Here is a 15,354-nt window from a genome sequence, read left to right as displayed (position 1 = left end):
TGTTTATCAATAATATTTTTTTACATTTGCCAAGCCTTCTGTTGAAAATAGCCTATTATAGGTAATTTTTATGCTGAGTAGGCTATTCCCCTTATTTCGCGAATAAGGGCATCACCCAGCCGCCAAAAGCAAATCCACCTCTTCCGTCACCCTAGCGTTCGCACGATTCAATTCCGACTGTTCCAAAGAGGCCAGATAAAAACGTGTTGTTTTTTCCGAGGTATGCCCCAACGCTTGGCTAATGATCGATAAAGGGACTTGTTTCCGCAAGGCGTTCGTTGCCCATGTATGGCGGAAAACATACGAGGTCAAGTGAATGGGGCGAGATAGCGCACGACCGATCTTCTTCAACGAGTTATTATACGAACGCAGTATCGCCTTGTATTCCTCATGCCCTACCTCTCTACCCGGAGATAAAATAGGGAAAAGGTACGGGGAAGAAGCGTCCGCATACTTATTAATCAACCGCCGCATCCCCGCTGTTATCCCGACACGGATTAAGGTCCCCGTCTTCTTACGCCGATATACGATTTCCTCGCCATACAGGTTCGCCGTAGTCAAGCGAGCCATATCAGCGAAAGGCATGCCGCAAGATAAATAGGCGAACGTACAATAGTCGATCACGCACGCCAAATCCGGCTCCTCAGACTTCAAGGTCACGATCTCCCGGAGCGACTCGTTTCCCAACGCCCTAGATCCGGCTCTTTCCCGCTTCAAGTTCAAGTACGCGAAAGGCGATACGACGCAAGCCGGCAACAGACCATCCCGGCAAGCTTGGTTATAAATCGAGCGAAAGTTGCTGAGGTATGTATTCACGGTATTCACTCGCAAGCCGGCGGATTGCAGATAAGTGACAAAACGGCTTATTAAGCCCGGCGTTATCTCCGGGAAAAGAAGGTTTCTCCTACCCAGAAAGGCGCAGATCCAATTACGGGTCGTCCTATATAAATCGGCGGTGTTATGTTTCCCCGCTAAACGTTTCTCCCGGATGCGTTCGGTGGCATAGGTATAAAATGTGATGCCCGCCTTGCCCAAGCGGTTATTCTTTCTTTTGCTCATATCTCCTTTTTTGATGATTAAACGTATTATTATCTACCATCAAAAATAGCATAAAAACAAGATCAAGCCAAGTCCATCTCGCAAACAGCAAGCTTCCAACCCTTAAAGACCAAGGTGACAAGGCGAAGCTCCGTATCCCCCTTGGTAGCGTGAACCTTCGGGTCAGCGGCGTAACGGCGTAACTGGATGGCGGCCTCGGCTCTCAACGCCTCAATTTCCGTTTCGGAAGCGTCCCGACGGGCGTATTTCACCTCCACGATATAGCTAAAGCCTATCTCGGGCTGGTGGATCAAGTCGGGCATCATGTAGAAATCGGCGTACCCCTTGTTGGCCTCATACTCCGGATAAATTATATAGGTACGGGTCAAGCCTAGATAAGCCAGTAGGAAACCTTTCACGTGCGCCTCCCCCTCTATGAACTCGCGGATAGCGCTCTGCCGCTCCAGCTCGGAGGAAAAATACTCGAACACAGGCTTCCAGTCTCCGTCGTAAGCCATGTCCTTTACCAGATCATGAAGCTTGTATAACTCTATTGAGAAGACATCAGCTTCCCGGTAAGCCTCGATCAGATAGGTATATAATTGCTCACGTACCGTCAGGTTGGGAACGCCCAGAAGGGTATCTCCACGCTTGGTACCCTTGATGGAGAGCAACCCGAAATAGTAAAGCAGGCTCTTGAAGTTGTCCGGCTTGGCGATATCCTCGGCAGGAAAAGCATCCTTGATTACTGCGGTGGTCTCGCCGTTGTTCACGATCTCCTGGATGATCGAAGCGTTCGTGCCGAACCGCTTGTCGAGACGGATCAAATGGCGGAGCTTGTTGTAGTCCGTGCGGATGTTGTTGTCGATCATCTTATCCGGGGCCGATCTCAAGGGCAGGTAATTGCTGATGAAATACAGTACCATATCCGAGTTGTACATAGGCTCGTCCAGACTCTTTGTAGAGAAACGGTAGTTATCGTACCACGGCTTCATCAAGTTGATCAGATCGTCCACACTATCCTCGAAACCTGTCTCGCTCTTGTAATAGGCCAGCATCTCCCGTACCTCTCCCTCGCTAAAACCTATGATTCCATTAAAGCGGTAATCTGTCGTCATGTTGGCTCCGATATTGAAACCGCTGGTCACGTCGTCCATCGTCACTGGAGATACCCCAGTGATAAACATGCGCTTGATAGGGCCATCGCCCGTAGCCCCTTCTTTCAGTTTGTTGAAGAAATAACGGAAGAAGCCCGTACCGTGTGTCAATGCCTTGTAATGCTTCTCACCCATATTGGCGAAGATAGCGTTGGTGAAGTTATCATACTCGTCAATGAAGAGATAGATAGAGAGATTCAAGCGTTTAGCCTCACTGATCGTGTAGGTCAACTTCTCGTCAGCATTTGGCAGACTCTCCATTTTCTCCCGGAAGCCCGGATTGAAGAAACGTTCGTAGTAGTAGGCAAACTCCCGGAAACGAGCGGCACAGTGATCATTAAAAGAGCGGATCAACTCGTCAGGATCTGGGTTCACGCCTGCGAAATTGAAATCCAGTACAAGATATTGTCCCTGCTCCGGGGTCGGATGGGAGCCGATATATAAGTCGCCGAAGAGTTCCTCAAAAGAATCCTTACGGTTCACGTCATAATACCATCTGAGGACATTCAAGAATAGCGACTTCCCGAAACGGCGCGGGCGGATAAGGAAAAAGAAACTTGCGTTCCGCTCCACCTCCGCAATATAGCGAGTCTTATCAACATAATAATAATTGGCGGTACGGATTCGCTCGAAATCCGTCAGGCCATATGGAATTTGCTTCGTTGCCATAATATATCTCCTCCTGTTTATTTGTCACTTACGAATAAATCACTTGTTCGTAACTTACTTACGCAAAGATAACATCTACAAAATGATTTCACGAATCTTTGACCGTAGAATCATGCCGTCAAGCCAAATCAATCGACAAACTCACCAGAAGGAGGATTCGCACCTTCTCCCACTCCCCACTTCTTATTAGGGCGGTCTCCCATAAACAATTCTAATGTTCCTCCCTTCATGACATCCTCATGAGTAAACCACGTCTTATTATACTCGGCGCCATTCAACTTAGCGGATTGAATGTATTTATTTTCCCACGAAACCCCATGAGCGATCATGGTAAACACTTTCCCGTTCGCCAACTGAATCTCCGATTTATCAAATAAAGGACTACCTATCGTATAAACAGGCACTCCCGGAGAAACCGGATAGAAACCTAAAGCGGAGAATACATAGAAAGCCGACATTCCACCACCATCCTCATCACCACAAACACCCATCAGATCATTCCTGAACCAACTTTCCATAAGCATACGAATCCGTTTTTGCGTCTTCCACGGCTGACCGGCGTAGTTATACAGATAAGGAATATGGAAACTAGGCTCATTTCCCATCACGAATTGCCCGACATTGCCCGTAGCGTCCGGATGAAGAGCGTAATATTGCCATTTTGACATTTTCATATCCTCAACAAATAACTGATCCAATCTCTCAATAAAAGGAGTGTTGCCTCCAAAAAGATCTATTAAATCCTGAATATGATGGCGTACATCCCAATTATAGGTCCAAGCATTATTCTCATCAAAATAAGCCCTAGCCCCGATACCTCCGGAAAAAATATAGTCGAACGGTTCTATAAACTTCCCATCTTTATCCTTCGGATGGAAGAAATGAGTCTCTTTATTAAAGACATTCCGGTAATTATAAGAACGATCCTGAAAGAATCGATAATCCTCATCTTTTCCCAAATGTTTAGCTAATTGGGCGATACACCAATCGTCATAGGATGCGGCTGTAGTTACGGCTGCCGCTTGTCGCTGTTCAAATGGTCCTACCTCCGTAAACTCTTCTTTTTCTCCCGGATGCAAAGCGGGGAACCAGCCATTCTCATGATAAAAATCATCCAAGGCCGTTTTAGGTCCCCGGTACCAAGGGATCATGGACTCAGTCATCACCGTATGCTTCATACCCTCGAAAGCCTTTTCTACGTCAAACCGCAAGCCTTTATTCAAGGCATCCGCAAAGACACCTGCCGCATGGTTACCGTTCATGCAATGCGCATCCCCAAATACACAAGGGAAAGTAGGTATCCACCCGGATTGCTCATACATCCGGATATAAGACGCCAGTTTTTGTTCTTGAGCCTCCGGATTCAATAACACTTGCAACGGGTGAAGGGCCAGATAGGTATCCCATACCCAATCATCCACCCAAAAATCCACCCCATTATCTTCATGTACCTTTCCGTCATACGCACTAAAATATTTACCATCTTCAGAAATATTGATCATTCTTTCGTGCGCCCGATACAAGGCGGTATAAAATGTGGTCTTTTGATCCTCCGTGCCTCCTTCAATCTTTATTTTGCCTAACACGTCGTTCCATTTATCACGAGCTTGCGAGGCCAATTTCTCCAGATTGAAATCATTGATTTCATTATATAAATTCCGCTTGGCCTGCTCTACTCCAATATAAGAAATTCCATAACGAACATTTACCACATCCTTCGATTCCGGAAATTCAGCAAATACCAAAGAATGAGAGAGGCTATCAACTTGAATGGGCTGGGCATCAAACTCCAAATAAAAATAATGTTTTATCCCGGCGAAATTATCATATCCACACAAAGCTCCATCCTTTATATCGATCTCTCCTTTTCCATTGGCTTTCAACAAAATCAACCGTCGATCCGAATCCTCAAACCGAAAACGATAGATCGCCGATTTAGCAGCAGGCGCAAAATCCACCCCTACGGAGAAATCATCCAAATACACCGAATAATTATAAGGCGTAGATTTCTCATGATCATATCGATATTTTAAATTCCCATCGAAATCCTTAACGTCCCCCCTATAAGGCAACAGCAACAATGAATGGCCTTGCCTATGGGAAGGACTATTTAGGGCTAGTCCCTCCATACGATCCGTCGTAAACTCATTATGAGTCGGAATCATTCGCAACATGCTGTTAGGCAGGTGGGTAGTGGGATAGGTAGGCACAAGTAAATGACTGATATTCCCAATCCGGTTATTCACATAATCTACTGGTGTTTTTTCTATTTTACTTATGCAACTACATAATAATAGAAACAAGGTTGTCTGAAATAATAGTTTCTTCATGAGATTGTAATTAATAATAACGATTCTCTAGCATCTTTCTCCCTACAAAGATGAAAATTAAAATTGATGAAGCAAAACTATCGTAAACTATTCAAGCTAGTATCTGAAAAGAATCACATGTCGCATTGTATAAATATGAAACAGGGTACTACCTGCTGGAAGTACCCCTATGATTCCGACATATATCTTATCCTTATTTAATTATCTAATAACAGTTTATTTCATATTCATCTTGACCGTCTTAATCTGCCAAGGAGATAAATGTAAGTCTTTCACTCCTGATTGCAATATATTTCCATCAAGATCAATTTCATTCAAAACCGTATTTTGAGTATTAAATTTAACAGATGAAGACTTTGTCAATTCTCCATATTTAAAATAACGGGCCCAAATTCCACCTTTATTGGGATATAATGCTGTTAAAATAACATCATTCTCTAAAGAAGCATTTAAAGGTTGCAGCTCACAATCCATCGTGTTAGACGTTTTTATAGTCTGTACACTTGGTGTTTGAAACGCATATTCCAATGATCGTTTTGTAAGATCAGCTTGTTTCCAGTCTCCTTGAAAAGGATATAAAGCGAACTCATAACTGTATTTACCATAAAGAGGCCGTATTCCCCACACATAATAATGAGAAAAAGCCAGTGGAATAGACAAGCATTGCTCATCCTCTTTTATACTCCCCATATTACCTTTATTAAAAATCGCTATCCCATTATCTCCGTCCGTCAAAGCCGTCCAATAGTTTCCTTCGATATACTTATCAGAAGTTTCTGATATCGCAAAAGGAAGATCTCTTACGCCTACCGAAGTCTTCTCTAGTTGATGAAAAAGTTTAAACCGAAGTTTTTCTTCATGAATAAATCCAGAATGCCAATCCCGCTTATCTTCTGTCGGATGACCGATCATCTGGCCATTGAAATCAAACGAGACCTTACAATCAATAATAGGTTTATCTTCATAAAGCATAACTTCATAAGTATATGGAATATCATCTATATACCCATGCTCCACTAACTTTATCCATGGCATATATCCTTTCGATTTGTAAATACTCCATCTTCCCTCCGAAACTTGGACACTTCCATCGATAGTCCCTTCAAAAAAAGCGCATTTTGCTTGGTTATTATTGAAAATCACTTGTCCCTTTGAGGATTTAAGATAGTCAAACCCACCTTTCTCATTTAATTTAAGATTATAAAATGGGGTTCTGATTATTAAATTCTCCTCATCATACTGTATGTTATCGACTGGATTATTCATCTCCGGTTCAGCCGCCATAATTGAAAAAGAGGTTAAACTAAGAGGTTTCAAATCAGGCTTAAATATAACAAAAGCATCCAACAAACTACCATCAGAATATTCATTTGAATTTACAACATAAGCAGGATAACTTTTATTTCCACTTCTCACGATAAAATTCTTAGCCTCACCTTTATGAAGAGAAATGTAAGCCATAACCCAAGGAGAATGCTCCCATGAAAGAGGATTAAAGACTGTAACTTGTTTAAGTCCTTCTCCTTTCATCTGATTGGCAAAGAAATTCATAGATTTTTCGATAACCTGATTAGATGTCTCATAAGATCGAGGCAGAAGTTTTCTCGCTTCAGGTATTAGCCCCACAATCTGTATGTCATGATGTTGAGCTAATAACAAATCTTTCCAAGCTTTGTCCAAATCATTCTCAAACGCTTCTCCACCATACATCTTACTAAAGGCAGCCAACCGCTCAGCGATCAAGACCTCCACTTCCGCTTTCCTAGACTCATTCCATATCTCATTTCCGCAATACCCCCATGGCATACGAACCGTAAAGTCATTGGGACGAGTCCTCATAATATCTGTCGCTTGAGGATATTTTCTTAATAACTCATCCAACAATATGAATTGAAATTTCGGTTTTTTGTCATACTCAGCAACAAGCGCCTCTCTACGTAACCCGGAATCGTCCGCTCTAGAGGCCAACAAAGGATTTATATGTTTGAATTGTTTCCTATAATCATCAAGAGACTGAGGAGCATCCTTACTCGGATATCGGGTAAGTATCCACGTATCTACCGTTGTTTTCCCAAAAGCGGCACCTTCCCCTTCATAAGTCGGAATGGTTGAGATCCTGCTACCATCAATCCCCTCCCATAATCCAATGGGATAGTTGAATGTAGGATTATAGCCATACATCATGAAATGAGTTCTCATAATCGCTCCGTCAAAACCAAATCCGTTTATGATCTGAGGAATCTGACTATGCATGGCATGTTCGCTCATCAAATACACCGGAGGACGATAATTGAATATTTTTCGTTCGGTATCAAGCGCATAAGCGATTTGCCGTATGTTTGACTCGTCACTAATAAATTGGGACAAAGGCTGCCCGTACGTACAGGAACCGATACCGATTCTTCCATCATACGCAGAAAGGATATCTTTCATCTCTTTTAGCAAATGCGGCTCATCCTCGGCAAAATGATCATAAATCTGAGCCTCATTATCCAGCCCGATCTTGAAAGAAGGATATTTATCCAACCACTCCGTAGCGTTTTTCAAACGCTCAATAAAATGTTCCCCACCCCACAATATTAATCCTCCATGATCATAGGTAAGAATATACGTAGTGTCATTTAAGCCTTTTTGCCCTAATAAAGTAATGGGAAAACATAACAAAAATAAGTACGAGATAAATCTTTTCTTATTCATAAAATTGATTATTTTACTTTGATGAAATCGGTGTTAAAGATACAGGTAAATTTTCTATATCCGTTGCCCATTTTTTATTGGGACGTGGCCCCATATTCAATAATAAAGTACCTCCTTGCATTAGTTCCTCATGGGTAAACCAAGCTCTATTGAGCTCCTTGCCATTCATAGAAGCAGACTGAATATATTTATTCTGCGTTGAAATATTCCTACATTCGATTGTGAATTTTTTCCCATCCCCTATATCAATCGTAGATTTCTCAAAAAGAGGACTTCCAATATCGTAAACAGGTCTTCCGGGGGCAACAGTGTAAAATCCCATAGCACTAAGGATATACCAAGAAGACATTTCCCCATAATCCTCATCTCCACAAAAACCCAATGGGCCATCCCCATACCAAAGGTCCAAAATCTGCCTAATCCGGCGTTGGGCCATCCAAGGTTTTCCCGCATAATTATATAGATAGGGAATATGCCAAGTTATTTCGTTCCCATGAGAATACATTCCAATCCATCCTGTCATATCTGGATATTGTTTAAGAAAATCGTATTTCTTATATAGTGGAACATTCGTCTCAAACATCTGCTGGAGTTTGGCTACAAAAGGCTCCTGTCCTCCCATTAAGTTTATTAAGCCTTGAGGATCATGTAAAACATACCATGTATAATTCCATCCATTATTTTCCGTATAAAAATCTCGTCCACCCTGTCCTCCAGACCAAATAGGGTCAAATGGCTCAATCCATTTCCCATCTGCCGTCTTAGGTCGCATAAATCCAGATTTCGTATCAAAAACATTCCGATAATTATAGGCTCTATTCAAGTAATATTGATAATCATCTTCTTTTCCAAGCTCTTTTGCCAGAATAGACATGCACCAATCATCATAACAATTCTCTAATGTCAAGGCTACAGATTGGCGTCCAAAACCAACCTCTTTGACCCACTCCGGCTGATCACTAGGTTTAGCCGGATAAAATCCCTTTTCTAAATAGACCTTATCCAATTCGTTCAATCTCCAATCTTTACCAATATGCCGTGAAAGCATCGTGGCCTCCTTCGAATTACGTTTCATCGCCTCATAAGCTTTTTCGATATCAAAATCCCTAAAGCCTTTCATATAAGTATCTGTAATTGTAGCTACCTCATGACGTCCGATCATATTTCGATATCCACCACTATTGACCAGCCAATCTCCCTCATCCTGCATACGAATATAGGAGCGCATGATATCATTCTGGATCTCAGGCTCAAGCAATAATACCAATGGAAATAAAGAATGATGAGATCCCCAATTAGAACCAACTTGATAGAATGCATGTCCTTCGGTATCGTGAACTTGTTTATCCAATCGGCTGTAATATCGTCCATATTCACTTCGATCAAGAGTTTGGCTGCCCAGCATTACACGATAAAGCGCACTATAAAAAATAGTCTTTTGTTTATCTGTCCCTCCTTCGATTTTTATTTTTCCCAATGCATTATTCCAAATTTCTCGACCATCATTTTTTACCTTATCAAAATCCCATGCAGGAATCTCCATTTCAAGATTCCGCTTAGCTTGTTCCATATCAATAAAAGAGACCCCTATTTTTACCATGATTTCCTCATCTTGTGAGGTGTCAAAAGTAACCAAAGCTCCAATATCCAATCCTTCTTGTTTTACATCTTGGCTTATCAAGGAGTCTTTCCATGTGACATAAGACCTAAAGGGCTTACTAAAAATCGCATAATAATAAGCAGTTTGAGTACTATCAACAGCCTCTACCGATTCAATGCAATTATTTCCCACAACTCGGACACATTGATTATTATTCATCAAAATGTTAGATTCTGAAGACTTTGGATATTTGAATTTATAGAAAGAAGAATGTTGTGTAACAGTCATTGCCGCTTCAATATCATAATCTTCAAGTAATATCCATGAGTAATAAGGAGTCACTTTCTCAAAATCATGATCAAAACCTGATGCATAATCATTCGGATTAATTCGTGGAGCTCCAGTTGTGGCCATAATCCAAGAAAATGGCTTAGTCGTATATTTAGGTAATGCCCGGACTGAAAATCCGGATATACGGTCTGCGAGATACCTATCAGCTAGCGGGGGATAAGGATTTTGTCCGATTTGTACCATTCCATGAGGAAGTTGTACCATAGAAGCCGTAGCGACAAGTAAATGCCCAATAGTACCAATATTAGGATTCACATAGTCTACAGGCTCTTTCGGGGGACTATATACACAAGATGATGCCAAAGCGATAAATGATACTATAAAAATTGCGAAAGTAGTTCTCATGTGTTAATGATATTATATTAATGGAAAGGCAAGCTTTCATCTCAAAGCAGCGAAAGCTTGCCTATTATAAATTATTTAACTCCATCCCTCATTCTGAGGATTTAAATTTGGATTTGTATTAATCTCAATAGAAGGTATAGGCCAATTCAAATATTGTTTTTTGAATGTCACCCCACTTTCATTTTGGAACGTAAACGCATCTACAAAACGATTATTTTTTAGATCATAGGCCTTCCATGTCCGTAAAATATCAAAATAAGCTTTATTTTCAAAAGCAAGCTCATGATATCGCTCTTTCCAGATAAATTCTCTAAAAGAATCTTTAGTAAATGTGCCTGCATCTGGAGTAGATAAACCTGCTCGATCCCTAATTTTCTTAATCTGCTCTACTGCAGCTTGAGAGGGACCGGAAACTTCATTAGAAGCTTCCGCATAGATTAATAAAATTTCCGGATAGCGTAATAAGGTATAATTCTCATCACTTTTTTGATCACCATTATTACCGGCAGCCTCTTCCAACCAATATTTATATAAACCTATCGGGCTGAAAGAAATAGGAGTTCCATCTTTTTCATATGTATTAAAAAAGAATGTATTTGTTTCACCTAATGTCAAATTCGCACGCCGATCTCCTTTTTCATAAGATTGTACAAATTCGTCGCGTACAGTTAACGCTCCATACTCATCCGGGAATTTAGAAATACCGCATTTCTCAGGAATAATAAGTTGAGCGATACCACTAGTGCCTTGATCATTCGTTCCGATTTCCACCTGAACCTGTAAAATCAGCTCTTGCTGTATCTTATGCTCCCTATCATGCAAATAAGCATAATTATCAAACAAAGTATAAGGATATTGGTTGGGTACCCCACTAATTACCTCAAAAGCTTTATCTCTAGCCAACTCATAATTAGCCGACCTATTTAAAGGATGCCCCGCAGTAGTTAAATATACGCTGGCTAATAATGATTTCACCATGCCTTTACAGACACGACCAGAAGCATCATAATCCGGAAGAGAGGTTTTTTCAGCTTCCAACAGATCCGGAACAATTATTTTGTCATAGATATCAGCTACAGATGAACGTTTTGGATAGAAATCTGGGCTATTCGTACTTATCACTTCGGTAATACAAGGGATATCCCCATATAGCCTCACTAAGTAATAATAGTAAAACGCACGTAGAAACAAAACCTCACCTAGCAATTTACTTTTTTCCGCCGAATCCATATCCACTGTTGGTAAATTCGTGATACACATATTCGCATTAGCAATTGCTTTGTAAAATCCTGACCAAACCGTGAAAAACACGCCCTCAATGGAAGCGCTTCTCTGTTGAATCATGTTATTATTATTCGCATTTTGCCCAAGTGTTTTCGCATGACCAACAGGTAACTCTATAGAAATAAATGGAGATTCCCCGTAATTTACCCGAGTAAGGAGTACGTTTAATCCTGAATAAACACCATTTACCGCTGTTTGCGCTTGATTCGCATTTTGGAAATAGTTTTCTTGGGTAATCGCAGATCGATTATCTTCATTCAAATAATCGCTACAAGCTATTGTTCCCAAAAAGAATATACCCAATAAAAAGCATTTTGATAATATTGATTTTATCTTGTTCATAATCTGTATTTTTTTGAGAAAGTTAGAAAGTGATATTAGCACCAAATGAGAATGTCCGAGGTTTCGGGTAACCGAAAGTCTCTATATTTTGAGCAAAGGCCTCGTTCTGAGTAGTTGTATTATAAACCGTTGTCTCCGGATCAAATCCAGGATATTGGCTGATTACAAATATATTTTGAGCAGACAAGGTGACACGTAACGCCTTTAAATGTAATTTTTTACAAATATCAGAAGGTAAATTATATCCTAATGAGATATTTTTACCTCTAATAAATGAACCATTATATAGGCGCGCGTCATCTTTCAAGCTATTGTAATAAGCATTACTTGGCCTGATTTGCTCCAATGTAGCACCTTGATTCTCGGGAGTCCAAGTATCTAGAACCATAGATAAACTATTAGCAATACCTTGGCGCATAGCACAAGTACCTAATCCATCCCAATAAATCTTACTTCCACAGCTATATTGTAATTCTATCACAAGATCAAAATCTTTATATTTAAATGTATTAGTGAAAGTTCCATAGAAATCGGGAATTCCTTTACCTAGTATAACACGATCAGATTCATTGATTTGTTTATCGTTATTTACATCTCTTAACTTCGCATCACCCGGTAATTTTCCATATATCGCAGCTTGCTCAGTTTCATTCTCACCCCAAACCCCATCGCGTATATATCCAAAAAATGATCCAACAGACTCTCCGACTCTCAAAATCGTTAAATTATTAGGAGCCATTATGATATCAGCATCCCCTTGGCTCAAAGCCGTAATCTTATTTTTCAAAGAAGAAAAATTTAGCATACTGGACCATGAGAAATTCTTAGTCTGTATATTTTGTGTATTAAGAGTGAATTCAAAGCCAGAGTTTCGCATATTACCAATATTTGTAGAAATAGAGCGAAAACCACTTGTCGTTGGAACAGGAGCATTTAGTAACATATCGGTAGTATGCTTAATATAATAATCAGCAGATAACGATATACGCTCATTTAAAAATCCGAGGTCAAGACCGACATTAAATTGCCCAGTTTTTTCCCAACGAAGCAACGGATTCGCCAAAGAGCCCACTCCAATACCATTTTCCCTAGTTCCTCCAAAAGGATAAGCCATACCGTTAGTCGATAGATTCGCCATAGAGCCATAAGTAGGAATTCCCGAATTTCCAGTGAAGCCATAGCTCACTCTTGGTTTTAAATTTGAGATAACTTTATTGCCTTTCAAGAAATCTTCTTCAGAGGCCCTCCACCCTAATGCGGCAGAAGGAAAGAAAGCAAATCTATTATCCTCTCCAAATTTAGAGGAGCCATCAAAACGTCCTGTCACAGTAACCAAATAACGATCCTTAAATGAATAATTAATACGAGCGAAATAAGATAACATCTTATCTCCGGTATAATTAGAAGATGGCGCCTTTAATGTTGAGCCCGCTCCCATATTATACCATTGATAGTAATCATCCGATATTCCATCAATTGTAGCAACATTCTGAAAATATTCATAACTTTGGGCTTCTTGTCCCAACATAACATTCAAAGAATGCATTTTATTGAATATCGTATTATAGTTCAAAATATTCGACCATAAAATTTGTAAAGAACGATTGTTTGTTATGGATGCTTGATTTCCCCCTACACCATTTACAATATCAGACTGCGTACTATTATAATATGGATTCATATTAATCGTCCGATTTACGCCAATAGTTGACGTAAAATCTAACCCCTTCATAAAAGTAATTTTAGCATAGGCATTTCCCATAAATATATTTGAGTTATAGGGAGTAATATTCTCATTAATCTGTGCTAATGGATTATCAGCAGATTCCATGCCCCCATAATCCTCTCTACGACCATAAGTACCATCATCATATTTATAAGGAACGATAGGGATCATTTCAATCATCATGCGAGGAACATTGTTGTAGCCTACTCTTGTATCAATGCGTCTTTCTTTCACCTCTGAATAACTAAGGGTTGTACCAAGCTTTAACCAATTCGATACGGTTTGGTCTACGGTAACACGTCCTGAGAAACGCTCTAATTTACTCTCCTTGACGATACCTTGATCATTTGTGTAACCTAGAAACACTCCATAATTAGTTTTACCTGTTGAACCCGTAAAAGATAAATTATGAATCTGACTAAAAGAGTTCCGTTCCAACATGTCTTGCCAGTCTATATCATACAAAGGGACAAGTTTTCCTCCTTCCATTTTAAATAACTCACGCTTTCCTTTCGTATTACCAACTAAATAATCTTGTCTTTTTACAGATGGATCAATATATTTTCCTGAAGCGAAACCATTCGGATCAAACTTTTTAGCATTCGCATATATCATATCTTCAACAGCTAAAAACTGTTCGGCATTCAGCACATCCAGCTTTTTCGCTACCGTATTAAGACTGAGATAAGTATTGTAGTTGACAGTAATCTCATTCTTACCTCTTTTTGTTGTCACGACGATAACTCCATTAGATCCTCTGGTTCCGTATATTGCGGTAGAAGAGGCATCTTTCAACACTTCTACACTTTCAATATCATTTGGATTCAATATATTAATATCACCGGGAACACCGTCTATAATATACAAAGGTTCATTAGTCGCATTAATAGAAGAATATCCACGGATACGAATCGTTTGATTACCTCCGGGACGTCCTGAGTTAGAAGATATATTAACACCAGCTATACGCCCGGAAATACTTTGTGAAATAGATGTTGAAGGACGTTGCATCATATCCTCACTTTTCACACTACCTACCGCCCCCGTCAAATCCTTTTTTCGTACGGTTCCATAACCGATTACGACAACCTCGTCTAGATTCTGAGTATCATCAGACATAGATATTTGATAGGAAGATTTATCAGTTATATCTATTTCTTTAGAAGAATAGCCAATGAAAGATACTAAAATTGTCTGTCCTTGGATTGCCTCTAAAGAGAAATGACCATCTATATCCGTGATAGTGCCCGTAGTTGTTCCTTTTACAGAAACATTCGCTCCAATAATTGGCTCCCCATTAGAATCCGTAACAATTCCTGTTACTTTTTTAGTTGGAGCTGTTTGCCGGTTTTGTGGACTCCTCATTTGAATAGCGATCGTATTGCCGGTTCGGGTGAATTCCATACCTTTCTTGGACAAGACTAGGTTTAAAATCTCTTCTACAGTCTTATTCGTGACAGCTAGAGATATATCTTTGTTTGTATCCGATAGTTGATTTAAATAAGTAAAGCGTATATCGGATTTTTTCTCAATCTCGACCAATAATGTTTTTAGGTCGACATTCTCCACAGATAAACTAATTTCACCTTGTGCAAAAGACACATATGGAAAAATTATTAAAATCGCAATTACACAGAAGAACTTTCTGCACAATTGCTTATCTTTACGCAATCTTTGATTTACTGGATTCATTTGAAAGAAATAAAAAGGTTAATTTTTTGCTGCCTAGGCAGCGGATAATTTACTCAATAGGGTAATACCCTATATTCAGCTGGAGAATCTCGCACATTCTTCAGCTGTTTTTTCTCTTTTAAC

Annotated in this window: 7 protein-coding genes; all 7 read right to left on the bottom strand. The window is 40.0% G+C overall.

Annotated elements, in window-relative coordinates:
- Positions 1-111 precede the first annotated feature (111 nt).
- Positions 112-1,059 carry a site-specific integrase gene (locus D7V92_RS15865; RefSeq protein ID WP_121773282.1) on the bottom strand — a complete coding sequence of 316 codons (948 nt, stop codon included), beginning with the start codon at positions 1,057-1,059 and terminating at the stop codon, positions 112-114.
- Between the two features lie 62 nt (positions 1,060-1,121).
- A complete protein-coding gene (locus tag D7V92_RS15860) occupies positions 1,122-2,864 on the bottom strand; it encodes an ATP-binding protein (protein WP_121773281.1) in 1,743 nt (580 codons plus the stop codon).
- A gap of 128 nt (positions 2,865-2,992) precedes the next feature.
- A complete protein-coding gene (locus D7V92_RS15855) occupies positions 2,993-5,194 on the bottom strand; it encodes a GH92 family glycosyl hydrolase (RefSeq protein ID WP_121773280.1) in 2,202 nt (733 codons plus the stop codon).
- Positions 5,195-5,410: 216 nt separating this feature from the next.
- Positions 5,411-7,891 (bottom strand): hypothetical protein, encoded by a 2,481-nt coding sequence (locus D7V92_RS15850; protein ID WP_121773279.1) that lies wholly within the window; start codon positions 7,889-7,891, stop codon positions 5,411-5,413.
- Positions 7,892-7,904: 13 nt separating this feature from the next.
- The gene (locus tag D7V92_RS15845) at positions 7,905-10,187 is read right to left on the bottom strand and encodes a GH92 family glycosyl hydrolase (protein WP_121773278.1); all 2,283 of its coding nucleotides are present in this window, start codon (positions 10,185-10,187) and stop codon (positions 7,905-7,907) included.
- A gap of 75 nt (positions 10,188-10,262) precedes the next feature.
- On the bottom strand, positions 10,263-11,813 hold the full coding sequence (locus D7V92_RS15840; protein WP_121773277.1) for a RagB/SusD family nutrient uptake outer membrane protein: 1,551 nt from the start codon (positions 11,811-11,813) through the stop codon (positions 10,263-10,265).
- A gap of 22 nt (positions 11,814-11,835) precedes the next feature.
- Entirely contained in the window at positions 11,836-15,231 is a 3,396-nt protein-coding gene (locus tag D7V92_RS15835) for a TonB-dependent receptor (protein ID WP_233572864.1), read from the bottom strand.
- Positions 15,232-15,354: the final 123 nt, after the last annotated feature.

It is taken from the genome of Parabacteroides sp. CH2-D42-20, from assembly GCF_003670185.1.
Lineage (GTDB): Bacteria > Bacteroidota > Bacteroidia > Bacteroidales > Tannerellaceae > Parabacteroides > Parabacteroides distasonis.
This window is presented reverse-complemented; position numbering and strand designations above follow the sequence as displayed.

What these genes read in the sequence shown, in the direction of transcription:
- D7V92_RS15850 (WP_121773279.1), bottom strand. Translation starts at nt 7,891, where the DNA reads ATGAATAAGAAAAGATTTATCTCGTACTTATTTTTGTTATGTTTTCCC.
- D7V92_RS15835 (WP_233572864.1), bottom strand. Translation starts at nt 15,231, where the DNA reads ATGAATCCAGTAAATCAAAGATTGCGTAAAGATAAGCAATTGTGCAGA.
- D7V92_RS15860 (WP_121773281.1), bottom strand. Translation starts at nt 2,864, where the DNA reads ATGGCAACGAAGCAAATTCCATATGGCCTGACGGATTTCGAGCGAATC.
- D7V92_RS15865 (WP_121773282.1), bottom strand. Translation starts at nt 1,059, where the DNA reads ATGAGCAAAAGAAAGAATAACCGCTTGGGCAAGGCGGGCATCACATTT.
- D7V92_RS15855 (WP_121773280.1), bottom strand. Translation starts at nt 5,194, where the DNA reads ATGAAGAAACTATTATTTCAGACAACCTTGTTTCTATTATTATGTAGT.
- D7V92_RS15840 (WP_121773277.1), bottom strand. Translation starts at nt 11,813, where the DNA reads ATGAACAAGATAAAATCAATATTATCAAAATGCTTTTTATTGGGTATA.
- D7V92_RS15845 (WP_121773278.1), bottom strand. Translation starts at nt 10,187, where the DNA reads ATGAGAACTACTTTCGCAATTTTTATAGTATCATTTATCGCTTTGGCA.